Origin of the sequence: Amorphoplanes digitatis (assembly GCF_014205335.1) — a bacterium.
GTDB classification, from domain to species: domain Bacteria; phylum Actinomycetota; class Actinomycetes; order Mycobacteriales; family Micromonosporaceae; genus Actinoplanes; species Actinoplanes digitatus.
The window spans coordinates 8,561,380-8,587,823 of the sequence record NZ_JACHNH010000001.1 but is presented as its reverse complement, the minus strand read 5'-3'; the positions used below and the strand labels follow the sequence as shown (position 1 = coordinate 8,587,823).

General features: G+C 71.2%; 24 protein-coding genes. 14 read left to right on the top strand and 10 right to left on the bottom strand.

Features of this window, described 5'->3' with window-relative positions:
- Positions 1–17 precede the first annotated feature (17 nt).
- A complete protein-coding gene (locus tag BJ971_RS38020; RefSeq protein WP_239087573.1) occupies positions 18–1,313 on the bottom strand; it encodes a ThuA domain-containing protein in 1,296 nt (431 codons plus the stop codon).
- A 219-nt stretch (positions 1,314–1,532) separates the two neighbouring features.
- Between BJ971_RS38020 and BJ971_RS38015 the strand changes: the two genes are divergently transcribed.
- Both BJ971_RS38015 and BJ971_RS38010 read left to right on the top strand, forming a co-directional pair.
- On the top strand, positions 1,533–2,171 hold the full coding sequence (locus BJ971_RS38015; protein ID WP_184998123.1) for a CGNR zinc finger domain-containing protein: 639 nt from the start codon (positions 1,533–1,535) through the stop codon (positions 2,169–2,171).
- Between the two features lie 43 nt (positions 2,172–2,214).
- Positions 2,215–2,985, top strand: a complete 771-nt coding sequence (locus BJ971_RS38010; RefSeq protein WP_184998122.1) for a zf-HC2 domain-containing protein — start codon at positions 2,215–2,217, stop codon at positions 2,983–2,985.
- Between the two features lie 7 nt (positions 2,986–2,992).
- Here the strand turns inward: BJ971_RS38010 and BJ971_RS38005 are convergent, their stop codons facing one another.
- The 3 genes from BJ971_RS38005 to BJ971_RS37995 form a co-directional block, all read right to left on the bottom strand.
- The gene (locus BJ971_RS38005; RefSeq protein ID WP_184998121.1) at positions 2,993–3,226 is read right to left on the bottom strand and encodes a hypothetical protein; all 234 of its coding nucleotides are present in this window, start codon (positions 3,224–3,226) and stop codon (positions 2,993–2,995) included.
- Positions 3,227–3,285: 59 nt separating this feature from the next.
- Positions 3,286–3,732, bottom strand: a complete 447-nt coding sequence (mscL, locus tag BJ971_RS38000) for a large conductance mechanosensitive channel protein MscL (RefSeq protein ID WP_184999314.1) — start codon at positions 3,730–3,732, stop codon at positions 3,286–3,288.
- A 116-nt stretch (positions 3,733–3,848) separates the two neighbouring features.
- Complete coding sequence (locus tag BJ971_RS37995; RefSeq protein WP_184998120.1) at positions 3,849–4,202, bottom strand: STAS domain-containing protein; 354 nt, start codon at positions 4,200–4,202, stop codon at positions 3,849–3,851.
- A 164-nt stretch (positions 4,203–4,366) separates the two neighbouring features.
- On the opposite strand from BJ971_RS37995, the gene BJ971_RS37990 reads away from it, so the two are divergent.
- From BJ971_RS37990 to BJ971_RS37980, 3 genes are read left to right on the top strand one after another with little or no spacing between them, the layout of a single operon-like run.
- Positions 4,367–4,903 (top strand): PadR family transcriptional regulator, encoded by a 537-nt coding sequence (locus BJ971_RS37990; RefSeq protein WP_184998119.1) that lies wholly within the window; start codon positions 4,367–4,369, stop codon positions 4,901–4,903.
- Positions 4,900–5,589, top strand: a complete 690-nt coding sequence (locus BJ971_RS37985; RefSeq protein WP_184998118.1) for an ABC transporter ATP-binding protein — start codon at positions 4,900–4,902, stop codon at positions 5,587–5,589. The genes BJ971_RS37990 and BJ971_RS37985 overlap by 4 nt, the downstream gene beginning before the upstream one ends.
- A complete protein-coding gene (locus tag BJ971_RS37980; RefSeq protein WP_184998117.1) occupies positions 5,586–7,109 on the top strand; it encodes an FtsX-like permease family protein in 1,524 nt (507 codons plus the stop codon). Before BJ971_RS37985 ends, BJ971_RS37980 begins: the two co-directional genes overlap by 4 nt.
- 40 nt (positions 7,110–7,149) lie before the next feature.
- On the opposite strand, the gene BJ971_RS37975 is transcribed toward BJ971_RS37980, so the two are convergent.
- Entirely contained in the window at positions 7,150–9,225 is a 2,076-nt protein-coding gene (locus BJ971_RS37975; RefSeq protein ID WP_221479957.1) for a S9 family peptidase, read from the bottom strand.
- Positions 9,226–9,366: 141 nt separating this feature from the next.
- Here BJ971_RS37975 and BJ971_RS37970 point away from each other — a divergent pair, with 141 nt between their 5' ends.
- Positions 9,367–10,545, top strand: a complete 1,179-nt coding sequence (locus BJ971_RS37970; protein ID WP_184998115.1) for an FAD-binding oxidoreductase — start codon at positions 9,367–9,369, stop codon at positions 10,543–10,545.
- A 3-nt stretch (positions 10,546–10,548) separates the two neighbouring features.
- Here BJ971_RS37970 and BJ971_RS37965 read toward each other — a convergent pair whose 3' ends face one another.
- From BJ971_RS37965 to BJ971_RS37955, 3 genes are read right to left on the bottom strand one after another with little or no spacing between them, the layout of a single operon-like run.
- Positions 10,549–11,175: a dihydrofolate reductase family protein gene (locus BJ971_RS37965; RefSeq protein WP_184998114.1), complete on the bottom strand. Its 627-nt coding sequence runs from the start codon at positions 11,173–11,175 to the stop codon at positions 10,549–10,551.
- A 52-nt stretch (positions 11,176–11,227) separates the two neighbouring features.
- On the bottom strand, positions 11,228–11,791 hold the full coding sequence (locus BJ971_RS37960; RefSeq protein WP_184998113.1) for a dihydrofolate reductase family protein: 564 nt from the start codon (positions 11,789–11,791) through the stop codon (positions 11,228–11,230).
- 32 nt (positions 11,792–11,823) lie between these two features.
- On the bottom strand, positions 11,824–13,833 hold the full coding sequence (locus tag BJ971_RS37955; protein WP_184998112.1) for a SpoIIE family protein phosphatase: 2,010 nt from the start codon (positions 13,831–13,833) through the stop codon (positions 11,824–11,826).
- Positions 13,834–13,944: 111 nt separating this feature from the next.
- On the opposite strand from BJ971_RS37955, the gene BJ971_RS37950 reads away from it, so the two are divergent.
- Both BJ971_RS37950 and BJ971_RS37945 read left to right on the top strand, forming a co-directional pair.
- Positions 13,945–18,351: a HAMP domain-containing protein gene (locus tag BJ971_RS37950; protein ID WP_184998111.1), complete on the top strand. Its 4,407-nt coding sequence runs from the start codon at positions 13,945–13,947 to the stop codon at positions 18,349–18,351.
- A gap of 35 nt (positions 18,352–18,386) precedes the next feature.
- Positions 18,387–18,935, top strand: coding sequence for a response regulator (locus BJ971_RS37945; protein ID WP_184998110.1), 549 nt, complete (start codon positions 18,387–18,389; stop codon positions 18,933–18,935).
- Here BJ971_RS37945 and BJ971_RS37940 read toward each other — a convergent pair.
- Together BJ971_RS37940 and BJ971_RS37935 are read right to left on the bottom strand one after the other, a co-directional pair.
- Positions 18,932–19,741 carry an LLM class flavin-dependent oxidoreductase gene (locus tag BJ971_RS37940; RefSeq protein ID WP_184998109.1) on the bottom strand — a complete coding sequence of 270 codons (810 nt, stop codon included), beginning with the start codon at positions 19,739–19,741 and terminating at the stop codon, positions 18,932–18,934. The two genes, BJ971_RS37945 and BJ971_RS37940, sit on opposite strands and share 4 nt — an antisense overlap.
- Before the next feature lie 244 nt (positions 19,742–19,985).
- Positions 19,986–20,336: an STAS domain-containing protein gene (locus BJ971_RS37935; protein WP_184998108.1), complete on the bottom strand. Its 351-nt coding sequence runs from the start codon at positions 20,334–20,336 to the stop codon at positions 19,986–19,988.
- A gap of 144 nt (positions 20,337–20,480) precedes the next feature.
- Between BJ971_RS37935 and hemL the strand changes: the two genes are divergently transcribed.
- Genes hemL through ccsB form a run of 6 tightly spaced genes read left to right on the top strand, consistent with a single transcriptional unit; the run spans position 20,481 to position 26,436 of the window.
- Positions 20,481–21,818, top strand: coding sequence for a glutamate-1-semialdehyde 2,1-aminomutase (gene hemL, locus BJ971_RS37930; protein ID WP_184998107.1), 1,338 nt, complete (start codon positions 20,481–20,483; stop codon positions 21,816–21,818).
- Positions 21,815–22,471 carry a histidine phosphatase family protein gene (locus BJ971_RS37925; RefSeq protein WP_184998106.1) on the top strand — a complete coding sequence of 219 codons (657 nt, stop codon included), beginning with the start codon at positions 21,815–21,817 and terminating at the stop codon, positions 22,469–22,471. Before hemL ends, BJ971_RS37925 begins: the two co-directional genes overlap by 4 nt.
- Entirely contained in the window at positions 22,471–23,031 is a 561-nt protein-coding gene (locus BJ971_RS37920) for a TlpA family protein disulfide reductase (RefSeq protein ID WP_184998105.1), read from the top strand. Before BJ971_RS37925 ends, BJ971_RS37920 begins: the two co-directional genes overlap by 1 nt.
- A complete protein-coding gene (locus tag BJ971_RS37915; protein ID WP_184998104.1) occupies positions 23,031–23,855 on the top strand; it encodes a cytochrome c biogenesis CcdA family protein in 825 nt (274 codons plus the stop codon). The genes BJ971_RS37920 and BJ971_RS37915 overlap by 1 nt, the downstream gene beginning before the upstream one ends.
- Entirely contained in the window at positions 23,852–25,468 is a 1,617-nt protein-coding gene (resB, locus tag BJ971_RS37910; RefSeq protein WP_184998103.1) for a cytochrome c biogenesis protein ResB, read from the top strand. Before BJ971_RS37915 ends, resB begins: the two co-directional genes overlap by 4 nt.
- Positions 25,468–26,436 carry a c-type cytochrome biogenesis protein CcsB gene (ccsB, locus tag BJ971_RS37905; RefSeq protein ID WP_184998102.1) on the top strand — a complete coding sequence of 323 codons (969 nt, stop codon included), beginning with the start codon at positions 25,468–25,470 and terminating at the stop codon, positions 26,434–26,436. Before resB ends, ccsB begins: the two co-directional genes overlap by 1 nt.
- The last annotated feature ends 8 nt before the right edge of the window (positions 26,437–26,444 follow it).

Here is a 26,444-nt window from a genome sequence, read left to right as displayed (position 1 = left end):
GTCTGCGCGGCGACGACCTAACGCACAGTGAGCCGGAAGCTTTGCGCCGCGGTGCCGTTGCAGGTGTACTGCACGAGTTGCACGCCGTCCGCGGTCGAGGCCGCGGGCACGTCCAGGCACTTGCCGCTGTTGCGGTTCACGAAGTGGTACGCGCCGCCGGCCTCGGCGACCGGCTGCCACTGCTGGTTGAGGCCGCCCGAGTAGGACCAGGTCTGAATCGGCGCGTTGTCGGCGGTCGACACGTTCGTCACGTCCAGCGCCTGCGCGCTGTTGCCCCGGTTGTTGATCCGCACGTAGTTACCGCCCGTCGTGGCGAACTGGTACTGCTGCGCGTTGCCGGCGTTGCCGGCGTTGCCGGCGTTGCAGGCGTACTGCTGGATCGCCGTGCCGTTTGTCGTGCCGCCGGCGCGGGCGTCGACGCACTTGCCGCTGCCCGCGTTGACGATCGAGTACCAGAGGGAGGGGTTGATGGGCCCGGTCGTCGGGGGAGTGGTCGGCGTCGCGCCGCCGAGCCAGAGCAGGCCGTTGATCAGCCACTGGTTCTGCTGTGCGCTCGCGAAGGTCGACGAGGTCCGGGTGTTGGTCTCGTAGTTCATGCCGTTGTGACCGAAGTTCGTGTACAGCATCCGGTAGTTCCTGTTGGTCCAGATCAGCGGGTAGTAGCCACTGCGCCACTGCTGGTTCGGGTCGGTGCCGACCGGGAAGCTGGACGTGTCGACCGAGGCCAGCACGTCGATGTCCGGGTTCTGCCGCAGGTCCCGGCTCCACGAGTACCACTCGCTGACCGCGGAGGTGATCGTCGCGGGCAGGCCCGCGGTGGAGGGGTGTCCACGGTCCTCGATCCGCAGCGTCTCGGCGGTCGGCCCCCAGGTGTTGGTGGCGAAGTTCCCCGAGCCCAGGAACGTGTTGTGGTACCAGCTCCACGAGTTCGCGTCGGTGGTGAACGCGCTGACGTGGAAGCCCATCCAGGCGCCGCCGTTCTGCATGTACTGCTGGAACGCGGCCCGGCGGTCCGCCGGCGGCGCGTCGTCCAGGAACATGATGACCTTGTACTGGGCCAGCTCGCCGGCGTTGAGTCGGCTCCAGTCGGTGGTCGCCTCCCAGGTGAAGCCGTACTGCGCGCCGGCCCGGGGGAACCAGTCGCGGGCCTCGGAGTCGAAGTCGATGTGCGCGGCGTCCCAGGTCCCGTTGTAGAACGCGAGGACCTTGAACGGTGCGGCCGCGGCGGCGTCGGCGACGGCGATGCCGACGGAGCCGGCCGTGAGGATTCCGAGCGCGGCCACGAGGGCGCGCCTGAGCAGTTTTCGAGCCACGGGGTGTCCTTGGGGATGGGAGCGGTGGGGGGCGGCGCCGCTGCTATACATCCTCAGTCATCGATGCCTCGCGGCACAAGGTTAAGAACCCTAATAGTTAATATAAGTAGTGATTGACTCTTGATCAACAATGGGTCAGCACGCCAAGACGCTGCGTGGACGCGCCGGTCAGGCGACCGGTGGATGCTGGTGTGAAAAAGAATCAAGTACTCTTCGCCTATGTCATGGAAGGCAAGCGCCCGGCACGGGGTGCGCGAGGCGCCCGCCGGCCTCGCCCTCCTGCAGGATCTGTTGAACACTCGGGCGTCCATGTCATACGCCCCGGACCTGCTCGGAACCCCGGACGACGCGCAGCGTTGGCTGACCGACGCGCTCGCCACCTGGTCCCGGGTCGTCGGCCTGCCGGCGCCGGTCCTCCTGCTGTCGTCGACCGACATGCGCTCGCTGCGCCGGCTGCGCTCGACGTTCGAGGGGGTCATCCTGGCCGGCGGCCGCAAGCCCGAGCCCGACGGCGCGCTGCCCCCGGCCGACGTGCCGGTCAGCCTGGTGCCCGACGCCGACGGCTGGGTCCGGATGGTGCCCAGCGGCCGCGGCACCCGCTGGCTGGCCTCCGCGCTGTGGGCCGAGACCCTGCTCGCCCAGCAGGCCGGCCTCTGGTCCCGGCTCAAGCTCTGCCACAACATCGACTGCCGCGCGGCGTTCTTCGACACGTCCCGCAACAACAGCGGGGTCTGGCACGACGTCAGCACCTGCGGCAACACGGCGAACCTGCGGGCGTTTCGGGAGCGTAAGCGGCTGATGGGCGGTTCCGGCAGCCAACTCGGCGGCCCCAGCGTGCAGCGCCCCGATCTGCACTGACCCGCGCGGGAACCAATGCCCCCCGCCGGGCGACTATGGGGGTATGGCGTGTGAGCGGTGGCGCGAGATGCTGTCTGCGCAGCTGGACGGCGAGGACGATCCGGCCGATCGGGCCCGGGTCGACGAGCATCTGGCCGGGTGTGCGGGCTGCCGGGAGTGGCTTGAGCGGGCGGCCACGGTCAACCGGCTGACGAGTACCGGCCTGGCCGCGGACGTGCCCGACCTGAGCGCCGCCATCGTCGCGGCCCTGCCGGCCGAACCCCGGCGCCGGCGCCTACTGGCCCTCGGGCCGCTCTACGTCGCGCTGGCCGCGGTCGGCGCCGTGCAGCTCATCCTCGGTCTGGCGCAGGTCGGCGGCGGCGCGAGCAGCCTGCACGTGCACTCCGGCCTGGACGCGACCCCCGGCCACCTGTGGCACGAGTCGGCGGCCTGGAACGTGGCCGTCGGTGCCGGCTTCCTCTTCATCGCCCTGCGCCGCAGTCGGCCGACCGGCCTGGTCCCGATGCTCACCGCGTTCGTGGGGATGTTGCTGCTGCTCTCGGTCAACGACCTGTCGGCGGCCCGGGTGGACAGCGAGCGGCTGATCAGCCACGGCTTCGTGATCCTCGGGTACCTGATCGTCGTGGCCCTGTCGCGGGCCGCCGGCGAGTCGGCCCGCCCGCCCGGCGACCGGGCGGCGGGTGGCGGCGGCTGGCACCTCGTCGAGGAGGGCGAGGCCGGCGATCCGGCGTCGACCGGGCTCCGCCTCGTGCCGCGCGGCCCGCTCACCGCCTCCGCGGCGGCCCCGCCGGGCGGCGGGCGCCGGGCCGCCTGACCGGCCGTCAGCGGGAGGGCGGGCGGACCGACAGCTCGCGCCACTCGTCCGGGCCGACCAGCAGCGCGCGGACCATGTCGAGCGCGGCGTCCTCGCTGTCGTACTCGAAGAAGTGCGAGACGCCGTCCGCGCCGCCGGCCCGCTGCTCGACATACCACTGGTCGCCGCTGGTTCGCAGGTAGACGTCCTTACGCGCGACGTTTCCCCATCTGCCGTTCCACCAGTGCTTCCGCTGCTCCATCCCGGCACTGTATCGAACATCTGTTCGAACAGTGCCGGGCGGGGTTGATCTTTTCGAAGTCAGCGCCGCGGCGGGTCCTGCTGCTGGTGCCGGCCGAGGAGGTCGTCGGCCGCGCTCGGCGAGATCCGCTGCTGTACCAGCGCGTCGCGGATCTCGGTGAGCAGCCGGATCTCCTCGCTGGGGTTCTCCGGCGGCGGCTCCTCGCCGCGCTTGCGGCGCTCGGCGAGGCGGTTGAGCGGGTAGACCACGAGGAAGTAGAGGACCGCGGCGGTCAGCAGGAAGGTGATGACCGCGTTGACGAAGGCGGCCCACTGGAACTCGACCTCGCCGACCTTCCAGACGCCGGCGGAGGCGCTGCTGTTGCCGCCCATCAGCTGGATGAGCGGCTTCAGGAAGGCGTTGGTGAACGAGGTGACGACGGCGGTGAAGGCGGCGCCGATGACGATGCCGACCGCGAGGTCGACGACGTTGCCCCGCATGATGAAGTCTTTGAAGCCTTTGACCATAGACAAGAGTCACTCCTGCGCGCGTGGGCCGAGGGGTTGCCGGCAGGAGGTTTCCCGCTGCCGGTCAGCGACAAACTACGCCGATCGGCTCACACGCGAAAATGACGGGTATGCGCTCAGTCGAGCGCGGGCTGCCCGGCCGTAACGGCCTCGTCCACGGACGGATAGGTGTGCAGCACCTCGACCAGACCGCTGACCTCGAGGATGCGCAGCACCCCGCGCTGCGGGGCGGCGAGGCGTACGACGCCGCCGGCGTCGTCGGTGCTGTTCTTCGCGCGCACGAAGACGGACAGCCCGGTCGAGTCGCAGAAGGAGACCTCGGCCAGGTCGAAGACCAGCTGCGTGCGGCCCTTTTCCAGGAGGTCGCTGATCTGGTCCTGAAGCTGTGGTGCGGTGGCCATGTCGAGCTCGCCGGCGACCGACACGACGACCATGTCGCCGCGCTGTTCCGTTTGTACCGTCAGGGACATTCAGGACCTCCAGTTATGCCACGAACGCTACTCCACGCCGGGAGGCGAGTGTGGAACGGGAGCGTGGTTGTGCCCGGGGATTTTAGTTGACGCACGGCAAGTAATGAAAGGTCCGATGGGAGGAGGCCTTGACCCGGCTATTCACTCAGTGAATAGTGGTCGGCATGTCAACGTCGCACGTACTGCTGGGCCTGCTGTCCGCCGGCCCCCAGCATGGTTACGAGCTCAAGCGGGTGCACGACGAGCGACTACCCAGGGCGAAGCCGCTCGCGTACGGGCAGGTCTATGCCACGCTCGGGCGCCTCGAGCGGGACGGGCTCGTCGAGCAGTCGGGCCAGGACCAGGAGGGCGGGCCCGAACGGACCTCCTACGCCCTCACCGACGCCGGCCGGGACAAGCTCGGCGAGTGGCTGGCCGCCGTCGAGCCGCCGGCACCGTACGTGACGAGTGACCTCTTCGCCAAGGTCATCGTCAGCCTGCTCGCCGCCGGCACCACCGCCGCGACCGACTACCTCGTCGCCCAGCGCGCCGCGCACACCACCCGGCTGCGCGAGCTGACCGCGGTCAAGACGGCACCCGACTCGTCCGCCGGGGACGTCGTCGCCGCCGACTACGCCATCGCCCACCTGGACGCGGACCTGACCTGGTTGCAGACCACGTTGTTGCGCGTCGCCGAGCTGCACCGAGAGGTGAACGCATGAACGCGCTACTCAAGGGAACCGGGCTGCACCGCTCGTACGGGCCGACCCCGGCCCTGCGGGGCATCGACATCGAGATCGGTGCGGGTGAGATCGTCGCGGTCACCGGGCCCAGCGGTTGCGGCAAGTCGACCCTCCTGCACTGCCTCGCCGGGATCCTCAAGGTCGACGCCGGCGAGGTGCACTACCGCGAGCAGGACATCGGGCTGTGGAGTGAGGCGGCCCGCTCCCGCCTGCGGCGCACCGACTTCGGGGTGCTGTTCCAGTTCGGCCAGCTGGTGCCCGAGCTGACCGCCGCCGAGAACGTCGCCCTTCCGCTGCTTCTCGCCGGCTCGGGGCGGCGTGAGGCGCGCAAGGCCGCGACGCTGTGGCTCGGCCGCTTCGGCGTCGGCGACCTCGCCGACCAGCTGCCCGGCAGGATGTCCGGCGGCGAGCAGCAGCGCTGTGCGGTCGCCCGGGCGCTGGTGACCGAGCCCAAGGTGCTCTTCGCCGACGAGCCGACCGGCGCGCTGGACGTGCTCACCGGCGAGCAGGTGCTGACCGAGATCGTGCACGTCGCCCGTGAGCAGGGCACCTCGGTCGTGCTTGTCACCCACGAGCCGAAGATCGCCGCGTACGCGGACCGCGAGATCGGCCTGCGCGACGGCGTGCTCGACCCGACCGGCCTGGGTCTCGAGGTCGGCTCATGAGGCCGGCGACGCTTGCCCGCCTGGCGGTCGCGGGAGGCCGCACCGACGTGCTCCGGATGCTCTTCACCGCGGTCAGCTCCGCGCTGGCCGCCGTGGTGCTGCTCTGCGCCGCGGCCGTGGTCGCGATCCCCGAGCTGGGCGACCCGCACGGTGGTTCCGACTCGTGGAACCAGCAGTACGCCAGCCAGCTCCTCGCCGAGCCCGGCCTGCGGCCCGGCGTGGTGACCACCCTGCTGCTGCTTGCCATACCGGTGCTGTTCCTGGCCGGGCAGAGCATCCGCTTCGGCAGCCCCGCCCGCGACCGCCGGCTCGCCGCCATGCGGCTGGCCGGCGCGACCCCCGGGCAGGCCGTCCTCGTGGCGGCCGCCGAGACGGCGGCCGCGGCGCTGCTCGGCTCGGTCCTCGGCACCGGCGTCTTTCTGCTGCTGCGGTCGCTGCTCGACAGCCGCAGCGCATCCGGCCTGCTGCGGCTGCCCACCGACGTGCTGCCGTCCGCGTTCGCCTTCGCACTGGTGCTGCTGCTCGTGCCGCTGCTCGCCGGGCTGATCGGCGCGTTCCTGCTGCGCCGGGTCATCATCACCCCGCTCGGGGTGGTCCGCCGCACCAGGGAGAAGTCGCCGCGCCTCTGGCCCGGCGTGCTGATCATCGTCGGGGTGTTCGCACCGATCGTCATCCGGCCGCTCGGCAGCTTCCTGGCCCGCACCGGCGGCCGGATCGGTGGCGACCTGATAATCATCGCCGGCTTCGTCGTGGTCCTGCTCGCCGTCGTCGGCGTCGTCGTCGGCACCGGCTGGATCAGCTACACCGCGGGCCGCCTCCTGCACCGCTTCGGCCGCCGGCCGGCGACCCTGCTGGCGGGCCGGCAGCTCATGGCCGATCCGTGGAACGGCAGCCGCACCCTGTCGGCCCTGCTCGCCGCGCTGGTCATCGGCGCCGGGGTGCTCGGTTACCGCACATACATGACCACCGAGTTCGCCGCCACCGACGAGGCCAACCGGCGGGGTGGTGCCAACAGCGGCTTCGCCGAGTCCGCCGACTTCTATCTGAACTCCGTGGACCTGGTCCGGGTCGCCGTCGTCGTCGGCCTGGTCGTCGCGGCGGCCGGGATCATGATCGCGCTCGGCGAGGGCATCGTGTCCCGGCGCCGGACCTACGCGGCGCTGGTGGCGGCGGGCGTCCCCCGCCGGACCCTCGGCGAATCCATCGCCTGGCAGACGCTCACGCCGCTGGTGCCGGCCATCCTGGTGGCGCTCACGGTCGGGCTGAGCCTGCTGCGCGGCCTGGGAACGGAGGTCACCGGCGGCGGGGGCGGAAGCTGCAACGGGACCGCGGAGCAGTGCACCGACCCGAACTCGCCGTACTGGCACATGGATCCCGTGGTGACGATGCAGGTCCCCGTACCCTTCGGCGATCTTCTCGTGCTCGGCGCCGGCGCCTTCCTGCTCATGATGCTGGTGGTCGGCGTGGGTCTGATCTTCCTGCGCCGAAGCACCGACCTCGACGAGCTGCGGATCGTCTAGGGCTCGTGGCCCGGCCGGAATCCGGCCGGGCCACGGCGCCTCAGGCCAGGCCGACCCGGTCGAGGATCCAGGCGATCACGAACGCCTCCTCTTTCCAGGCGTCGTAGCGGCCGCTCGGGCCGCCGTGTCCGGCGCCCATCTCGGTCTTGAGCAGGTACGAGCCGTCGGGCGCCACCGAGCGCAGCCGCGCGATCCACTTGGCCGGCTCGTGGTAGAGCACGCGGGTGTCGTTCAGGCCGCTCACGGCGAGGATCGCGGGATACTTCAGCTTCGCGATGTTCTCGTACGGGCTGTACGACTTCATGTACGCGTACACGTCGGCATTCTCGAGCGGGTTGCCCCACTCCTCCCACTCCGTGACCGTCAGCGGCAGCGACGGGTCCAGAATGGACGTCAGCGGGTCGACGAACGGCACCTGCGCGACGATGCCCGCGAAGGCCTCCGGCGCCAGGTTCGCGACCGCGCCCATGAGCAGACCGCCGGCCGAGCCGCCGCGGGCTACCAGCCGGTCCGGCGCCGTCCACGCCGCCGCCACCAGCGCATGCGCCGCGGCGACGAAGTCGGTGAACGTGTTCTTCTTGGTGAGCATCTTGCCCTCTTCGTACCAGCGCCGGCCCATCTCGCCGCCGCCGCGAATGTGCGCGATGGCGTAGACGACGCCGCGATCCAGCAGCGAGAGGCGGGCGATGGAGAAGTACGGGTCCATGCTGATCTCGTACGAGCCGTAGCCGTACAGCAGCAGCGGCGCGGTGCCGTTGCGCGGCGTGCCCTTGCGCGCGACGACCGAGATCGGCACCCGGGTGCCGTCGGCCGCGGTCGCCCACTCGCGGAACTGCTCGTAGTTGCCCGGGTCGAACTCGCCGAGCACCGGCTTCTGCTTGCGCAGCACCATCGCCCGGGTGATCAGGTTTACGTCGTAGACCGAGTCCGGCGTGATCATCGAGGTGTAGCTGATCCGCACGATGTTCGTGTCGTACTCCGGGTTTCCGGCGAGGCTGACGCTGTAGATCGGCTCCGGGAACTCCATGTCGTAGCTGTCGGTGCTGCCGTCGGCCATCACCCGCAGGCCGGTGAGCCCGTCGCGGCGCTGCGAGATGACGATGTGCCGCAGGAACGCGTCGACCGACTCGAGCCGGGTGCCCTGCTGGTGCGGGATCAGCTCCACCCAGTCGCCGGGATTGTCCACCGACGTGCACGCGACGGCGAAGTCCTCGGCGTTCTCGTTGTGCAGGATGAGGAAGCGGTGCCCGTGGTGCTCGATCGAGTACTCGACGCCCTGCACCCGCTCGCGGATCAGCGCCGGCTCGGCCGTCGGCGCCCCGGCGTCGATGACCCGGACCTCGCTGGTGACCTTGCTGTTCGAGTCGATGATGAGGAACTTCTCGCTGCGACTCAGCTCGACGCCGACCCAGAAACGCTCGTCCTGCTCCTCGTAGACCACGACGTCGTCCGCGGCGGGCCGGCCGATCGTGTGCCGCCAGACCTTGCTGGGGCGCCAGGCGTCGTCGACCGTGGTGTAGAAGAGCGTCGAGCCGTCCGCCGACCAGGCGCTGCCGTAGAACGTGTCCGGCACCTCGTCGGCGAGCACCTCGCCGGTGCGCAGATCCTTGAACCTCAGCGTGAACCGCTCGTCGCCGTCGAAGTCCACCGAGTACGCCAGGCGGCCACCGCCCGGCGACACGTCGAACGTGCCGAGCGCGAAGAACTCCTTGCCCTCGGCGAGTTCGTTGCCGTCGAGCAGCACCTCCTCGCCGGGCAGCGGCGCGCCGTCGCCGGTGGCGGGCGGGTCGACGTCGCCGGGTGCCACCGCGACGCGGCATTGGATGCCGTACTGCTTGCCCTCGACCGTGCGGGTGTAGTACCAGTAGCCGCCCTTGCGGCTCGGCACCGACAGATCCGTCTCCTGGGTGCGGCCCTTGATCTCCTCGAAGACTGTGGAACGCAGGCTGGCCAGGTGTACGGTCGCCGCCTCGGTCCAGGCGTTCTCGGCCTCCAGGTACGCGATCGTCTCCGGGTCGTCCTTCTTGGCGAGCCAGGCGAATTCGTCGGTGACGGCGTCGCCGTGGAAGGTGCGCTCGGAGGGCACCTGACGGACCGCGGGCGGGGTCGTGGGCATGTCGGTGGTCACGCTGAACCACGTTACCGGGAGGTCACTGATCACCGCCCGGACATGCGCCTCTCCCCAGGCTATTCGAACATGTGTACGATATGCCAGAGTGGACGATCTTCAGGGGTGTAACCAGGTGAGGGGTAGCTGATGGTGACTGCTCTGCCCGGCCGGGAGCCCCTGCTCCGCGCGCTGATCGACATCTGCGGTCCGGACTTCGCCCGGGAGGCGGGCGCCGCCGACATGGTCGCCGGTCATCTGGCCAGCTTCGTCGCGGCGCCGGCCACGACGCACGCGGCGATCGACACGCTGCGCCTGGCCGCGGAGCGCGGTCTCGCCGTCGTCCCGCGCGGCTCCGGATCCAAACTCGACTGGGGCGCGCCGCCGCGCGGCATCGACATGGTGCTGGACACCGGGCGGCTGGACGGCATCTGGGACCACCACCCCGACGGCCCGACGGCGGAGATCGGATCGGGCACTCCGGTCCGGGCGGTGCAGGCGGCGCTGGCCCTGCGCGGCCAGCGGCTGGCAGTGGACCCGCCGTCGGAGGGCGCGACGATCGGCGGCATGCTCGCGGTCAACGAGTCGGGCCCGCTGCGCCACCGCTTCGGGACGCCGGCGGCGCAGGTCGAGAGGATCACCTACGTCGACCGCGAGGGCGTGGCCGGCGAGTCCGACGGCGAGGACGGCAGGCCGGGCATCGCCGAGGTGGACGGCGTGATCCTGTCGGCGCGGGTGCGGCTGCGGCCCCTGCCGGCGGCCCGCCGCTGGGTGCTGGTGCCGGTCTCGACGCCGCTACAGGTGCACCACCTGGTCGAGGAGGCCCTGTCGCAGCGGGCCGAGCCGAGCGCGATAGAGGTCGACCTGCCGACGCCGGCCGGCGCCGGTCGTCCGGGCGCACAGCCGCCGGGCTCGGTGGCCGTGCTGCTGGAGGGCGGCGCGGTCGACGTGGCCGGCCGGGCGGAACAGGTGGCGAAGGCGCTGGGCGACACGGCGACGGTCACCCCGACGGCGCCGCGGTGGTGGGGCCGCTACCCGTTCGGGCGCGAGGACGTGGCGCTGCGGATCACGGTCGCGATCGCGGACCTGCACGCGGCGGTCTACGCGCTGCGCGACGCGACCGGCGCGTCGGTGCCGGTGCGGGGTTCCGCGGGCCGGGGCACCGTGCACGCGGTGCTGCCGGGAACCCTGACGGCCGAGCGGGTCGAGGGGATACTGGACGCGGTCCGCGGCGTGCTGCTGGCCCGGGGCGGCCGGTGCGTGGTGATCGCGGCGCCCTCGCCGATCAGCACGAACATCGACATGGCCGGCCGCCGGGATCTGTTCTAGCGCTCAGCCCGTGGCAGCGACCCGGCTGCGGGCCAGCGCGTCCGCTGCCATGTGCCGGCCCAGCGTCACCAGCGAGCCCACCGCGTAGGTGAGGTATGCGAACGAACCCAGCTGCGCGACGTGGGTCAGCGCCATCTGCCGCGAGGTCAGGCGCCGCGGCAGCAGGGGAGTGCCATCGCCCAGCAGGACCGGAGCGACGGCCAGGATGATCTCGTCGAGCAGTCCGGCGTCGGAGAACTCGGCCACCAGCTCGCCGCCGCCGGCCAGCCAGACGTTGCGGCCCTGCGCGGCGACGAGCATCGCCTCGTGCACGGGCCGCACGTCGCCGCTGACCATGAAGATGTTGGCGTCCGGGACCAGCGGCAGCTCGCGGTGGGTGAAGACCCAGCACGGAACGTCGCCGTACATCTCGTGCCAGTTCGCCGGCTCCGCCAGGACGTTGTCGTTCTTGAGCACCCATTCATAGGTGGCCGCGCCCATCGCGAACGCGCCGACGCCGGAGAAGAAGGCGCCGAACGGATTGTCCGTGCCCTCGTCGACCTCGAACAGCCAGCCGAGCGAGTCGTCCACATCCGCGGTGAAGCCGTCGACGCTGGTCGCCGTGTAGTACTGCGTCTTTGCCACGACCATCAGGTTGCCACGGCTCAGCCGGCAAAAAGGGGCGTATCGCCGAGGTGGGCTGCTAGGCGGGTGCGCCCACCGCGTAGGTCAGGTAGGCGAACTGGCCGCGCTGCTCGACCCCGGTAAGCGTCAGCCGCGACGACTCGATCCGCCGCGGCAGCAGCGGCGCGCCCGCGCCCAGCGCCACCGGCGCCACCCCGAGGATGATCTCGTCGAGCAGGCCCGCGTCCGCGAACGCTCCCGCTAGCTCGCCCCCGCCGACCAGCCAGATGTTCTTGTCGCCGGCCGCCGAGACCATCGCCTCGTGCACCGGGCGGACGTCGCCCTGCACGAAGGTCAGGTCGGCGCCCGGAACCGGCGGCAGCGTGCGGTGGGTGAAGACCCAGGCCGGCACGTCGCCGTAGTAGTCGCTCCACTTGATCGGCTCCTGATCGAGCCGGTCGTGCTCCATCACCCACTCGTAGGTGGTCGCGCCCATCGCGAACGCGCCCACCTCGGCGAAGAAGGCGGTGAACGGGTTGCTGCCGGGGTCGCTGTCGGCCTCGAAGAGCCAGTCCAGCGAGTTGTTCTCGTCGGCGATGAATCCGTCGATCGTGGTAGCGGTGTAGAACTGGGTCTTTGCCACGGAGACCACCTTGCCACTGCGGTACGACAGAATCAGGCGTCGTTGCGGAGCACCAGGATGGCGATGTCGTCGCGGGGCTCCTCGACCGAGAAGTTGATCGTGGTCGAGCGCAGCCGGGCCGCCATCACGTCCGCCGGATAGCCCGCGAGCGGCTTCGCCGCGTCGCGCAGGCGGCCGGTGCCGAACAGCTCGCGGCCGCGGCGTCGCTCGGTGACGCCGTCGGTGTAGAAGATCAGCGAGTCGCCCGGGAACAGCGTTACCGGCGCGTCCGGTGAGGTGATCGTCTCGAGCAGGCCGAGCGCCGTCCCGCCCTCGCCGACGAAGGACGTCTTGCCGTCCGCGCGTACCAGGACGGCCCGGTCGTGGCCGGCCAGGTGCAGGCAGACCTCGAGGTTCTGGCCGGCCTGGACGACCGACGCCATGGCCAGCGTGCAGTAGCGGCCGCCGCCGCGCTGCACCAGCGTGCGGTTGACCCGGCAGAGGATCTCCGTCATCGGCTTGCCGTCGTCGACCAGGATCCGGATCACGTCACGGACCAGGCCGGTCACCGTCGCGGCCTGCACGCCCTTGCCGGAAACGTCGCCGACGACCACGATCCAGCTGTCGTCCCCGGCGCTGACGACGTCGTAGAAGTCGCCGCCGACCTCGGCGCCCGTCGGGACGTACTCGGCGGCGAAGCCGATGCCGGGCACGTGCGGAAGTGCCGGCGGCAGCAGCGAGGCTTGCAGCGTGCGGGCGACCTTGCGCCGCTCGTCGTGGATCCGGGCGTTGTCGATGGCCAGCGCCGCGCGCCGGGCGACGTCCTCCAGGACGGCGACCTCGTCCCCGTCCTGCCGGTGCCGCAGGTGCCGGCCGACCGCGAGCGTGCCGAGCGGCTGCCCACGCGCGACCAGCGGCACCGCGAACCCCTCGGACGGCGTGCCGAACATGGCCTGCTGGCCGAGCCGGGACGCCTCCTCGAGCCGGGCCAGGATCGAGTCCGGCCCGGTCTCGGCGAGCGCGGCGTGCAGCTGCGGCACCGCCTCCTCGTCGGCGTGGGTGGCGGCGGCGAGCTGGAGCCGGCCCCAGGCGTCCGTGGTGTGCACCGCGCACCACTGGCCGAGTCGCGGCACCACCAGCCGCGGGATCAGCGCCATCGTCAGGTTCACGTCGAGAGACTGTGCGAGCAGCTCGCTGGCCTCGGCCAGGAACGTCAGCCAGGTCTGCCGGCGCAGGTCGGCGCGGCGCAGCCGGTCGTTCTCCAGGTGCAGCGAGAGGCGCTCGGCGACGATGATCGCCAGCGGCTGTGCGTAGCCGGCGGGGGAGGCGTCCAGCTCGAGCTCGCCCGAGTACGGCCGCTGGACGGTCAGCGGCACCCGGATCGTCTCGGCGTCGTCGCGGGGTGCGCGGCCGTGCCGGGCCAGCAGCTGCCGGCCGCCGCCGTCGCCGTGGTCCAGCCTGACGACGCCGCCGGTCGCACCGGTGAGCCTGGCCAGCCGGGCCAGCAGCTCGGCGGCGAACTCGGCGAGGCCCTCCTCGGTCTGCCGTTCGGGTCCGATCTGCAGCAGCGTGGTCAGCTCGCCGACGGTCGGGGTGACCTCGCCGCCGTCGGTGGCGAGCTCGGTGCCGGGTGGGCCTTTACGCACCAACCGGAACCAGACGCCCTTGCCGCTGCCCTCGTGCACGGTGCCCCAGCGGCTCGCGAAGTGGTCGACCAGCAGGAGGCCGCGACCACGCTCCGCTACCTCGCCGATCTCCGTCTTGTCGTTGCGCGGGCCGACCGCCAGCTGCTCGACCGGGCCCGGCGCGAAGTCGGTGACCGTGACGGTGAGCCCACCGGTGTCGGCCTCCACCTCGATGTCCAGCTCGGTTCCGGCGTGCACGACCGCGTTCGTGGAGAGCTCGGTCGTCAGCAGCAGCGCCTCGTTGACCAGGGCGTCCAGCCCGGCCTCCTCGAGCACCGTGCGGACAAGGGCGCGCGCCGCCGCGGGCGTACGCCGGTCGTTGGGCAGGCGGACGCGGCGCACGAGGGCGCTCGAAGCATGGCCCGCCTCCACCGACACGCCTGCATCCTCCCCCGCCGCGGGTGGATGCACAAAGCCGCACCTCGCGTTGACCTACCGGTACGAGGGATGATGGAGCGCCCCAACCGTTGGACAGCGAGTGAGGACAGCATGACTGCGACCAAACCGGTCAATGTCGGCGCGCCCGACGAGACCGCCGTACTGGGCGAACTGGCCGAGGCTCTGGGCCGTGTCCGACGCGGCGATCTCAAGGTGCGCCTGCCCCGGCGCGGCGGAATCGCCGGGGAGGTCGCGGACGCGTTCAACGAGGTCGTGTCGCTCCAGGAGCGGCAGAACCTGGAGGTGCGGCGGATCAGTCGCATCGTGGGACGCGACGGCCGGCTGACCGAGCGCCTGGACGAGGAGGGCCTCGACGGCGCCTGGGCGGACAGCGCACGGTCGGTCAACTCGCTGATCGACGACCTGGGCCGGCCGACGACCGAGATTTCCCGGGTCATCGTCGCCGTCGCGGACGGCGACCTGTCGCAGCACATGGCGCTGGAGATGGACGGGCGACCCCTCAGGGGTGAATTCCTCCGGATCGGGCGCGTCGTCAACACGATGGTGGACCAGCTGTCGTCGTTCGCCGACGAGGTGACCCGGGTGGCCCGCGAGGTGGGCACGCAGGGCGAGCTGGGCGGCCAGGCCGACGTCCGCGGCGTCGCCGGCACCTGGAAGGACCTCACCGACTCCGTCAACACGATGGCGTCCAACCTGACCCACCAGGTCCGGTCGATCTCGCAGGTCGCGACCGCGATGGCCCGCGGCGACCTGTCGCAGAAGATCACGGTCTCCGCGCGCGGCGAGGTGGCCGAGCTGGCCGACACGATGAACGGCGTGACCGACACCCTGAGGCTCTTCGCCGAGCAGGTGACCCGGGTGGCCCGCGAGGTCGGCACCGAGGGCAAGCTCGGCGGCCAGGCCGACGTGCCCAACGTGGCCGGCACCTGGAAGGACCTCACCGACTCGGTGAACTCGATGGCGTCCAACCTGACCAGTCAGGTCCGCAACATCGCACAGGTCTCGACCGCGGTGGCGAAGGGCGACCTGTCGCAGAAGATCACCGTGGCCGCCCAGGGCGAGATACTCGAGCTGAAGGACACCGTCAACACGATGGTGGATCAGCTGTCGTCGTTTGCCGACGAGGTGACCCGGGTGGCCCGCGAGGTGGGCACCGAGGGCCGGCTGGGCGGTCAGGCGCAGGTCCGCGGCGTCTCCGGCACATGGCGCGACCTCACCGAGAACGTCAACCAGCTCGCCGCCAACCTGACCGACCAGGTCCGCAACATCTCCCAGGTGTCCACCGCGGTGGCGAAGGGCGACCTGTCGCAGAAGATCACGGTCGACGCCCGCGGCGAGATCGCCGAGCTGAAGAACACCATGAACACGATGGTGGATCAGCTGTCGTCGTTCGCCGACGAGGTGACCCGGGTGGCCCGCGAGGTGGGCTCGGAGGGCAAGCTCGGCGGCCAGGCCGAGGTCAAGGGCGTCTCCGGTACGTGGCGCGACCTCACCGACAACGTCAACTACATGGCCTCCAACCTGACCAGCCAGGTCCGCAACATCGCCTCGGTCACCACCGCGGTGGCGAAGGGCGACCTGGGCCAGAAGATCACGGTCGACGCCCGCGGCGAGATCCTGGAGCTGAAGTCGACCGTCAACACGATGGTGGATCAGCTGTCGTCGTTCGCCGACGAGGTGACCCGGGTGGCCCGCGAGGTGGGCACCGAGGGCAAGCTCGGCGGCCAGGCGCAGGTGCGCGGCGTGGCCGGCACCTGGCGCGACCTCACCGACAACGTCAACTCGATGGCGTCCAACCTGACCGCCCAGGTCCGCAACATCGCGCAGGTCTCCACCGCCGTCGCCCGCGGCGACCTCTCGCAGAAGATCACGGTCGACGCGCAGGGCGAGATCCTGGAGCTGAAGTCGACGGTCAACACGATGGTGGACCAGCTGTCGTCGTTCGCCGACGAGGTGACCCGGGTGGCCCGCGAGGTCGGCTCCGAGGGCAAGCTCGGCGGCCAGGCGCAGGTGCGCGGCGTGGCCGGCACCTGGCGCGACCTCACCGACAACGTCAACTACATGGCCTCGAACCTGACGGCCCAGGTCCGCAACATCGCCTCGGTCACCACGGCCGTCGCGAAGGGCGACATGTCGCAGAAGATCACCGTCGACGCCCGCGGCGAGATCCTCGAGCTCAAGGACACCGTCAACACGATGGTCGACCAGCTCTCCTCGTTCGCCAACGAGGTCACCCGGGTCGGCCGGGAGGTCGGCATCGAGGGCAAGCTCGGCGGCCAGGCCGAGGTCAAGGGCGTCTCCGGTACGTGGCGCGACCTCACCGACAACGTCAACCAGCTCGCCTCGACGCTCACCATCCAGCTGCGCGCCATCGCGCAGGTGTCCACGTCCGTGACCCGCGGCGACCTGACCCAGAGCATGGCCGTCGAGGCGCAGGGCGAGGTGGCGGAGCTCAAGGACAACATCAACCAGATGATCGTGACGCTGCGGGAGACCACCAAGACGAACGCCGAGCAGGGCTGGCTGGACTCCAACCTGGCCCGCATCGGCGGCCTGCTACAGGGCCAGCGTGACCTCGGCGAGGTCTGCCGAATGATCATGACTGAGGTGACGCCGCTGGTGGACGCGCAGCTCGGCGCGTTCTTCATGGTGGACCACGAGGAGGCCGTGATGCGGCTGCGCCTCACCGCCTCGTACGGCTACGTCGCCCGCAACCACGAGGTGACGTTCGGGCCCGGCGAGGGGCTCGTCGGCCAGGCCGCCGTCTCCCGCCGCACCATCCGGGTCCGGGCGACACACGACGGCATCCTGACGATGCGCTCGGGTCTCATGTCGATGCCGCCGAACGACCTGGTGGTCCTGCCGGTGCTCTTCGAGGGCGAGATGCTCGGCGTGATCGAGTTCGCGTCGGTCGCGGCGTTCTCGGGCCTGCACCTGACGTTCCTCGAGCGGCTGGTCGCGACCATCGGCGTCGTGCTCAACACCATCCAGGCCAACCGGCGCACCGAGGAGCTGCTGTCGCAGTCGCAGCGCCTGGCCCGCGAGATGCAGGACCAGTCGGCGGAGTTGCAGCGCACCAACGCCGAGCTGGAGGACAAGGCGCAGCTGCTCAGCGAGCAGAAGGCGAACATCGAGACGAAGAACCGCGAGATCGAGCTGGCCCGGCTCGGCCTGGAGGAGAAGGCGCAGCAGCTGTCCCGGGCGTCGGCCTACAAGACCGAGTTCCTGGCGAACATGAGCCACGAGCTGCGCACGCCGCTCAACTCGCTGCTGCTGCTGGCCCGGCTGCTGGCCGACAACTCCGACCACAACCTGACCGAGAAGCAGATCGAGTTCGCCCGGACGATCCACAGTGCCGGCTCGGACCTGCTGTCGCTGATCGACGACATCCTGGACCTCAGCAAGATCGAGGCGGGCCGGATGGACGTCGAGCCCGACCAGGTCGACTTCGACGGCGTACGCAGCTATGTCGAGCAGGCCTTCACCCCGCAGGCCGAGGAGAAGGGCCTCGAGTTCCGGGTCGAGGTCTCGGCCGACCTGCCGGACTCGATCGTCACGGACGCGCAGCGACTCCAGCAGATCCTGCGCAACATGCTCTCCAACGCGGTGAAGTTCACCGACCAGGGCTCGGTGACGCTGAGCATCTACCCCGCGCCGGAGCACCTGGACTTCGACATCCCGGGCCTGGCCGCGGCCGGGCAGGTGGTGGCGTTCGCGGTGACCGACACCGGCATCGGCATCTCGGACGAGAAGCTCAGCCTGATCTTCGAGGCATTCCAGCAGGCCGACGGCACGACCAGCCGCAAGTACGGCGGCACCGGCCTGGGCCTGTCGATCAGCCGCGAGTTCGCGGCGCTGCTCGGCGGCACGATCGTGGTCTCCTCGGCACCCGGCGAGGGCTCCACCTTCACGCTCTACATGCCGGACGCGCTGGTCGCCGACGTGATCCCGGCACCGACTCTGCCGCACCTGTCCCCGGCCCCGGCAACGCCGCCGCGCCGCGCGACGATGACCTCCCTGGACATGCCGCTGATCACCTCACACCCGGAGGGGGAGAGCCACCAGGTCAGCCCGGCGAGCCGCCAGCTCGACGGCGCAACGGTGCTGATCGTCGACGACGACGTCCGCAACGTGTTCGCGCTGACCAGCGCCCTCGAGATGCACGGCCTGAACGTGCTCTACTCCGACAACGGCGTCGACGGTGTCCGGCTGCTGGCCGAGCACCCCGAGGTCGACATCGTGCTGATGGACGCGATGATGCCGGAACAGGACGGCTACGAGACGACCCGGGGAATCCGCCGCAACCAGCGCTTTGCGGACTTGCCGGTAGTGTTCCTGACGGCGAAGGCGATGCCCGGCGACCGTGAGTCGGCGCTCGCCGCGGGCGCGAGCGACTACATCACCAAGCCCGTCGACCTCGACGAGCTGATCGAGCTGATGGCCCGATGGGTGAACGCGTCCGATACCTCCGGGACGGAGAGCGAACATGGCCTCTAGCCGAGTCAACGGCGGCGGCGGGAAGGTTGGACGGGGTGGCTGAGCGAGCCAAGGCTCTACTTGTCGACGACCGCCGCGACAACCTGCTGGCGCTGGAGGCGATCCTCCAGGGCCTTCCGGTGCAGGCGGTCGCGGTGGAGAGCGGCGAGGCGGCCCTGAAGCAGCTGCTGGTCGACGACTTCGCGGTGATCCTGCTGGACGCGCAGATGCCCAATATGGACGGTTTCGAGACGGCCGGCCACATCAAGCGCCGCGAACGCACCCGGCACGTGCCGATACTGTTCCTGACGGCTGCGGATCGTGACGCCCAGTTGGCGCTGCGTGGATATGCGGTCGGCGCGGTGGACTACCTGACCAAGCCGTTCGACCCGTGGGTCCTGCGCGCGAAGGTGTCCGTCTTCGTCGAGCTGTGGACCAAGACCCAGCAGCTCAAGGCCCAGGCCGAGGCGAGCCGCGAGCGCGACGCCCAGTGGCAGCGCCTGACCGAGTTGGTGGACGAGGCGGCCCGCACCCTCCGCGTCGGCGGCGACGACGCCGCGGCCGAGGCGCTCGAACTGCTCGAGAAGGCCCGCTGGGGCAACTAGCCCGCCTCGCGCAGCAGATCGATGACCGGGGCGAACTGCTCCATGAACAGGCCGCTGACTCCGATGTAGGAGATGCCCAGCTCAGCCCTGCGGCGCAGCAGCGTCTCGGCGATCTCGCCGGGCCCGCCCAGCAGGAACGCGATGCCGCCGGCCCGGGCCATCTCGCGCGGGTCGCCACCGACCATGCGCGACAGCCACTCCGGGACGTCGTCGGCCGTCTCGGCCACGGCCGCGACATTGACGTGGAGCTCGACGGCGCCGGCGCGGTCGCCGAGCGTCGCGACCATCGCGGCCAGCTCGTCCTCGGACGACTGCGGGGGCAGCCCGAGCGCGACGATGTCGGCCTGATCGGCGGCGAGCCGGAGCATGCCAGGCCGGCTCGCCGCGACCAGGATCGGCGGCGCGCCGGCGCCTTCCCGGACCGTGCGAATGGTGTCCGCCACCCGCCGCAGCCGCTCGCCGGGCGTCCCGAAGTCCCCGCCCAGCGCCGCCGCGTCCCGCTCGGCGCCCGGTCGGCCGCCCCCGATCCCGAGCTCGAAGCGGCCGCCGCTGAGCAGTTGCAGGCTCCGGGTCTCCCAGGCGACCAGGCCCGGCGAGCGGTTGGGCGCGCTGAGCACGTAGGTGCCGAGACGCAGCGTGGTCGTGCCGGCGGCAGCAGCGGCGAGCGCCGCGAACGGCGACAGCGTGTGCAACGTGTCCGGCACCAGCAGCGTGTCGTACCCGAGCTCCTCCGCCCGCCGCGCGGTGGCGACCCACTCTGTGCCGGTCCGCGCATTGCCGGCGACGAGACCGAATCGAAAGTCCATACCCGCATCATGGCGCCGCCGCGTGGCGGGGACGTCGTCCCACGGGCGGCCTTCGCGCTACGACGGGTGACGTAGTCAGGTCACGGGTACGAAAAGGCGGCCGCGGGTGGGTACCCGGCGGCCGCCGTTCCGTGCCTGATCCTGCGGTGGGTGGCGCCGGGCTTACCGAACGATGCTGTCCGATACCCTGCCGACAGGCTCGGCGGGGTATCGGCGTCTCCGCCGCCGACCCCTCAGCGGTTCATCACGGCGCGGCGTCGCTGCGGACCGGTCCGGCTGAGGAGATCATCAGGGCGCTGCGGAGGCCGGTGATGTCCAGGACGCGGAGTAGGAAGTCGCCGACGTTGGCGAGGGCGAGGACCGCGCGGGCATGCTGGGCCTTGCGGCTGAGCACGACCAGCGTGCCGAGGCCCTGTGAGTCGCAGAACGTCACGCCCGACATGTCCAGGGTGATCCGGGCCGGTGGTTCGAGGAGGATTTCGTTGACCATGGCCGTCAGATTGGTCACCGTGAGCACGTCGATCTCCCCGGCGAGTTGGAAGACCACCTCGTCGGGGGCGCGCTGAACCGCGATGGACAGCTCCGGTCGCTCCACCGGGCGAGCCTATCGCGAGCGGAGAAATCCGGCTTGTGGGACACGGTCCGGTGCGGGCGCCAGGCCCCCGATCGTGACCTGTACAACCCGGCTCCGGGGCTGCTAAGGCGGTCGCCGGAGGGCGCTGACAGAATAGGATCCACCGTGACCACCTCATACCGCACCGCGGGCAGTCCCTACCCGGACGAGGCCCCGGTCTCCCAGGCATTGTTCGACCGCGCCAAGGCCATCGTTCCGGGCGGGGTCAATTCACCCGTGCGTGCGTTCCAGGCCGTGGGCGGGACGCCCCGGTTCATGGCGCTCGGCGAGGGCCCGTGGATGGTCGACGCCGACGGGCGCCGCTACGTGGACCTGGTCTGCTCGTGGGGGCCGCTGATCCACGGGCACGCGCACCCCGAGATCGTCGCCGCCGTGCAGGCCGCGGCCGCGCGGGGGACCAGCTTCGGCACGCCGACCGAGGGTGAGGTCGAGCTGGCCGAGGAGATCGTCCGGCGTACGCCGGTGGAGCAGGTGCGCCTGGTCAGCTCGGGCACCGAGGCGACGATGACCGCGATCCGGCTGGCCCGGGGCTTCACCGGGCGCAGCAAGATCGTGAAGTTCGCCGGCTGCTACCACGGGCACGTCGACGCGCTGCTGGCCGCGGCCGGTTCCGGCGTCGCCACCCTCGGGCTGCCGGACTCGCCCGGGGTGACCGGCGCGGCGGCCAGCGAGACCATCGTGGTGCCCTACAACGACGTCGCCGCCGTCGAGGCCGCGTTCCGCGAGAACGACGACATCGCCGCGATCATCACCGAGGCTGCGGCCGGCAACATGGGTGTGATCGCGCCGCGTGACGGCTTCAACCAGCGGATCGCCGAGATCGCCCACGCGCATGGTGCGCTGCTGATCGTCGACGAGGTGATGACCGGTTTCCGGGTCTCCGCCGGCGGCTGGGCCGGGCTTGAGCCCGTCGACGCGGACCTTTTCACGTACGGGAAGGTCATGGGTGGTGGTCTGCCCGCCGCGGCCTTCGGCGGCCGCACCGAGATCATGTCCCGGCTGGCGCCGGCCGGGCCGGTCTACCAGGCCGGCACGCTCTCCGGTAACCCGCTTGCCTGCGCGGCGGGGCTGACCAGCCTGCGGCTCGCCGACGCCGCGGTGTACAAGCGGCTGGACGAGCTCTCGGCGACCATCGGCGCCCTCACCTCGGACGCGCTGAACACCGCGGGTGTGCCGCACCGGCTGTCGTTCGCCGGCAACATGTTCTCGATCTTCTTCGCGGACGTCGACGTGGTGGACTACGACTCGGCGAAGACGCAGGACACGGCCGCGTTCAAGGCGTTCTTCCACGCGATGCTCTCCCACGGCGTCTACCTGCCGCCGAGCGCGTTCGAGTCGTGGTTCGTGTCGACGGCGTTGGACGACGCCGCGTTGGAGCAGATCGGCGCGGCGCTGCCGGCGGCGGCGCGGGCGGCAGCGGCGGCGGGGGGAGACAAAGCATGAGCAAGCCGACCAGGACGACGGTGCATGTGCTGCGGCACGGCGAGGTCCACAACCCGGCCAAGATTCTGTACGGCCGGTTGCCCGACTTCCACCTGTCTGAGCTGGGCGTGCAGATGGCGAAGGCGGCCACCGAGGCGCTCGCCGACCGCGACATCACCCACGTGGTGGCGAGCCCGCTGGAGCGCGCGCAGGAGACGGCCGAGCCCTTCGCGGCCCAGTTCGGGCTGGAGACGGCCACGGACACCCGGCTCATCGAGAGCTCGAACTACTTCGAGGGCAAGAAGGTGTCCGTCGGCGACGGCGCGTTCACCAATCCGCGTCACTGGTGGGTGCTGCGGGACCCGATCACCCCGTCCTGGGGCGAGGCCTACCTGGTCATCGCGCAGCGGATGTTCGCGGCGGTGCAGGCCGCCCGGGTCGCCGCGGAGGGACACGAGGCCGTCTGCGTCTCGCACCAGCTGCCGATCTGGACCCTGCGCCGGTACGTGGAGAAGAAGCGCCTCTGGCACGATCCGCGCCGCCGCCAGTGCGGCCTGGCCAGCCTGACCTCCTTCGTCTTCGAGGACGCCAAGATCGTCGGCATCGAGTACGCCGAGCCCGCCGCCGCCCTCATCGCGATGTCGCCCGGCGCCCGCACGGCCAAGGGGGCGTGATGCCGCGCCGGCTCGCCGCGGTGAGCGCACTGTTCGCCGTCGCGGCCGGCGTGCTGGCCGGCTGCGGCGGCGAGAGCTGGGAGAAGCAGTGCACCACGAACGCCGAGGGTGTGATCGAGTGCACGCCGGATCGGCGCCCGGAGGCCCGCGAGGTCACCGGTGAGCTGCTCGCCGGCGGCACGTACGACGTGTCGCAGGACCGGGGCAAGGTCGTCGTCGTCAACTTCTGGGGATCGTGGTGCAACCCGTGCCGCGCCGAGGCGGACGACCTCGAGCAGACGTACCAGGCGACCAGGGCCAAGAACGTCACCTTCATCGGGGTCAACTCGCGCGACGACCGGGACTCGGCGAAGGCGTTCGAGCGCGGCCGGGTCACCTACCCGAGCATCTTCGACGACGACGGCAGCGTCGCGCTGAAGTTCGACGTCACCCAGGTCGGCACCCCGGCGACGCTGATCCTGGACCGGCAGGGCCGGATCGCGGCCGGCATGCGCCGGGCCACGACGGTCGGCGAGTTGCAGCCGCTGGTCGAGCGGATCGCCGCCGAACGGAACGGCTGATGGGCGCCACCTTCGCCGACGTGGCGAGCAACGGGCCGCTGCTGCTGGCCATCGGCGCCGCCGCGCTCGCCGGGCTGGTCAGCTTCCTGTCGCCGTGCGTGCTCCCGCTGATGCCGGGCTACCTGTCCTACGTGACCGGGCTGGCGGGGGCGGACCTCGACGCCGCGCTAGGCGTCGCGCCGAAGCCAGAGCCCGCGGGCGGTTCTGTCGCGGTGGCGACCAGGCCGCCGCGGGTCAGGGCCGGCCGCGGCCGGGTGCTCGCCGGCACCGCCCTGTTCGTGGTCGGCTTCGCGGTCGTCTTCATGCTGCTCGCCACGCTTGTCGCGAACATCGGCCTGGCGCTCAAGACCCACGAGCGCACCCTGAACATCGTGCTGGGCGTGCTTGTCATCGTGCTCGGCCTGATGTTCCTCGGCGTGGTGCCCGGCACGCAGGGGCAGGCCCGGATCACCTGGCTGCCGAACGCCGGCCTGGCCGGCGCGCCGCTGCTCGGCGCGCTCTTCGGGCTCTCCTGGCTGCCGTGCACCGGGCCGACGCTGGGCGCGGTCCTCGGCCTGGCGACCACCAGCGGGCAGACCGACCGCGCGGTGGTGCTCGCCCTGGCGTACAGCCTGGGCCTTGGCATCCCGTTCGTGCTGTTCGGGCTCTTCTTCCGGCGGCTGCTCGGCGTCTTCAAGGCCGTCCGGCGCAACAGCCGGTGGGTGACCCGGATCGGCGGCGCGCTGCTCATCGCCGTCGGGATCGCCCTGGTCACCGGCGGCTGGAACACCTTCCTGATCTGGCTGGTGACCACCTTCAACTTCGACGCGGGGACCCTGCTGTGACCGTGGTCGAGGAGCGCCCGGCGCCCGCCGCCGAGCCGCCGCGCCGGCCCTTCCGCGCCTGGGCCCTGCTGCGCAACTCGTGGCGGCAGCTCACCAGCATGCGTACGGCGCTGGTCCTGCTCTTCCTGCTGGCCGTCGCGGCGATCCCGGGCTCGGTGCTGCCGCAGCGCGCGGTCAACGCGGAGAAGGTCGCCGGCTACTTCCGCGAGCACCCCGACCTGGCGCCGTTCCTGGACCGGCTCGGCGGGTTCGACGTCTACGCCTCGCCCTGGTTCGCGGCCATCTACCTGCTGCTCTTCACGTCGCTCGTGGGCTGCGTGGTGCCGCGCCTGCTCGAACACCTGCGCGCGCTGCGCACCGTACCCCCGGACGCTCCTCGCCGCCTGGAGCGGCTGCCGCAGCATGCGGCGCCGCTCGCGGGACCGGACGACCCGGCCGCCGCTGCCGCCGCGGCGGCGGCGGTCCTGCGCCGTCGCCGCTTCCGCACGGTCGTGCGCGAGCGGCCGGACGGCACCTGGACGGTCTCCGCCGAGAAGGGCCACCTCAAGGAGACCGGCAACCTGCTCTTCCACTTCGCGCTGCTCGCGGTGCTGGTCGGGGTCGGCTTCGGCCACTGGTACGGCTGGCACGGCAACCGCCTGCTGGTGCAGGGCGCCGATCGGGGCTTCTGCAACTCGGTGACGCAGTACGACGAGTCCTCGCTCGGCCCGCGCATCGACGCGTCGGACCTGCCGTACTTCTGCCTGCGGCTGAACGAGTTCGACGCGAGCTACCAGGACAGCGGCATGCCACGGTCGTTCGGCGCGCACGTCGACGTGCAGACCGAGCAGGACGGACCGTGGCGGCCGGAGGAGTTCACGGTCAACCACCCGCTGCGCCTGCCGCAGGCCAACGTGCATCTGCTGGGCCACGGGTACGCGCCGATCCTGCGCTTCACGGACCGCTACGGCGAGCAGCAGACCAAGATCGTGCCGTTCCTGCCCCGCGACCAGATGCTGACCAGCGAGGGTGTCGTCCAGTTCCCGGACGTCAACATCGACCCGAAGACGAACAAGCGGGACGAGGACCTACAGGTCGCGTTCGAGGGTGTCTACCTGCCGACGGTCGACCCGAGCGGCGGCCCGACGTCAGTGTTCCCGGCGGAGCGCTCGCCGGCGCTGTTCCTGACGGCGTACCGGGGCAACCTGGGCGTCGACGCCGGGCTGCCCGGGTCGGTGTACGCGCTCGACCGCGCGCAGCTCGCCAACGGCCAGCTCAAGCAGGTCAGCGGCGAGCGGCCGCAGCGGTTGACCGCCGGTCAGTCGTGGACGCTCGACGACGGCAGCAAGCTCGAGTTCCTCGGCACCCTCCAGTTCGCCACCCTCGCGGTCCGCTACGACCCCACTCAGCCGCTGGTGCTCGGCGGCGCGGCCATCGGGCTGCTGGGGCTGATGCTGTCGCTGGCCGGGCATCGTCGCCGGGTGTGGTTCCGGGTCTCGCACCCTGAGGCGTCCGAGCCGGGCGGCGGCGGTAGTTTGATGGAGGCCGGTGGCCTGCCACGCACCGACTATCCGGGCTTCGCCGAGGAGTTCGAGCAGGTCGTGGCCGCGGTGCGGGATGAGAGGACGCCGTGATGGCGGATTGGTCCAACCAGTTGATGGCGCTGACCGTGGTGGCGTACCTGGCCGCGATGGTCTGTTACGCGGCCGAGTACGCGTTCGGTGACCGCAGCCACATCGGCCGCGCCGCCGCGCGCCCGGCCCGGCAGCTGGTCGGCGCCGGCGCGCCGGCCGAACCGCCCGCGGACGACGCGGCGGCCGAGGCCGCGCCGAGGCGCGACCGGGGCGTCCTGTTCGGCCTGATCGGCGTCGGGCTCAACTGGCTGGCGTTCGCCCTGCACCTGGGCACCACGGTGACCCGCGGCCTCGCGGCGGACCGCATGCCCTGGGGCAACATGTACGAGTTCATCCTCGCGGTGACGCTCGTCGGCTCCGCGGTCTGGCTGGGCGTGCTGACCCGCAAGCCGGCGATCCGGCACCTCGGCCTGTTCGCGACGCTCGCGCTGGTGGTGCTGCTCGGCGCGGCCGGGCTGATCGCCTACACGCCGGTGGGTCCGCTGGTGCCGGCGCTGAACTCGTACTGGTACATCGTTCACGTCTCGACGATCATCCTGTCCTCGGGCATCTTCCTGATCGGTGCGGTTCCGGCGGCGATGTTCCTCATCAAGACGGGCCACGACCAGGGCAAGCGCCGCTTCCCGTACCCGCTGGGCGCCAAGGTTCCGGCCGCGGCGGCGCTCGAGCGGCTGACGTTCCGCCTGCACGCGTTCGCGTTCCCGCTCTTCACCTTCGGCGCGCTGATCGCCGGCCCGCTGTGGGCCGAGGCGTCCTGGGGCCGCTACTGGGGCTGGGACCCCAAGGAGGTCTGGGCGTTCATCTCGTGGGTGGTCTACGCGGCCTACCTGCACGCCCGCGCGACGCCGAGCGTCAAGCGCACGACGGCGACCTGGATCGCGCTCGTGGGCTTCGCGACCATGCTGATGAACCTCTTCGGCGTCAACCTGTTCTTCGAGGGTCTGCACTCCTACGCCAACGCCGGCTGACCGGGCCG

Bases quoted from the DNA above. Each gene is read 5' to 3' on its own strand.
- BJ971_RS38015 (WP_184998123.1), top strand. From the start codon at position 1,533: ATGTCATGGAAGGCAAGCGCCCGGCACGGGGTGCGCGAGGCGCCCGCC.
- BJ971_RS38010 (WP_184998122.1), top strand. From the start codon at position 2,215: ATGGCGTGTGAGCGGTGGCGCGAGATGCTGTCTGCGCAGCTGGACGGC.
- BJ971_RS38005 (WP_184998121.1), bottom strand. From the start codon at position 3,226: ATGGAGCAGCGGAAGCACTGGTGGAACGGCAGATGGGGAAACGTCGCG.
- mscL (WP_184999314.1), bottom strand. From the start codon at position 3,732: ATGGTCAAAGGCTTCAAAGACTTCATCATGCGGGGCAACGTCGTCGAC.
- BJ971_RS37995 (WP_184998120.1), bottom strand. From the start codon at position 4,202: ATGTCCCTGACGGTACAAACGGAACAGCGCGGCGACATGGTCGTCGTG.
- BJ971_RS37990 (WP_184998119.1), top strand. From the start codon at position 4,367: ATGTCAACGTCGCACGTACTGCTGGGCCTGCTGTCCGCCGGCCCCCAG.
- BJ971_RS37985 (WP_184998118.1), top strand. From the start codon at position 4,900: ATGAACGCGCTACTCAAGGGAACCGGGCTGCACCGCTCGTACGGGCCG.
- BJ971_RS37980 (WP_184998117.1), top strand. From the start codon at position 5,586: ATGAGGCCGGCGACGCTTGCCCGCCTGGCGGTCGCGGGAGGCCGCACC.
- BJ971_RS37975 (WP_221479957.1), bottom strand. From the start codon at position 9,225: ATGCCCACGACCCCGCCCGCGGTCCGTCAGGTGCCCTCCGAGCGCACC.
- BJ971_RS37970 (WP_184998115.1), top strand. From the start codon at position 9,367: ATGGTGACTGCTCTGCCCGGCCGGGAGCCCCTGCTCCGCGCGCTGATC.
- BJ971_RS37965 (WP_184998114.1), bottom strand. From the start codon at position 11,175: ATGGTCGTGGCAAAGACGCAGTACTACACGGCGACCAGCGTCGACGGC.
- BJ971_RS37950 (WP_184998111.1), top strand. From the start codon at position 13,945: ATGACTGCGACCAAACCGGTCAATGTCGGCGCGCCCGACGAGACCGCC.
- BJ971_RS37940 (WP_184998109.1), bottom strand. From the start codon at position 19,741: ATGGACTTTCGATTCGGTCTCGTCGCCGGCAATGCGCGGACCGGCACA.
- BJ971_RS37925 (WP_184998106.1), top strand. From the start codon at position 21,815: ATGAGCAAGCCGACCAGGACGACGGTGCATGTGCTGCGGCACGGCGAG.
- BJ971_RS37920 (WP_184998105.1), top strand. From the start codon at position 22,471: ATGCCGCGCCGGCTCGCCGCGGTGAGCGCACTGTTCGCCGTCGCGGCC.
- BJ971_RS37915 (WP_184998104.1), top strand. From the start codon at position 23,031: ATGGGCGCCACCTTCGCCGACGTGGCGAGCAACGGGCCGCTGCTGCTG.
- ccsB (WP_184998102.1), top strand. From the start codon at position 25,468: ATGGCGGATTGGTCCAACCAGTTGATGGCGCTGACCGTGGTGGCGTAC.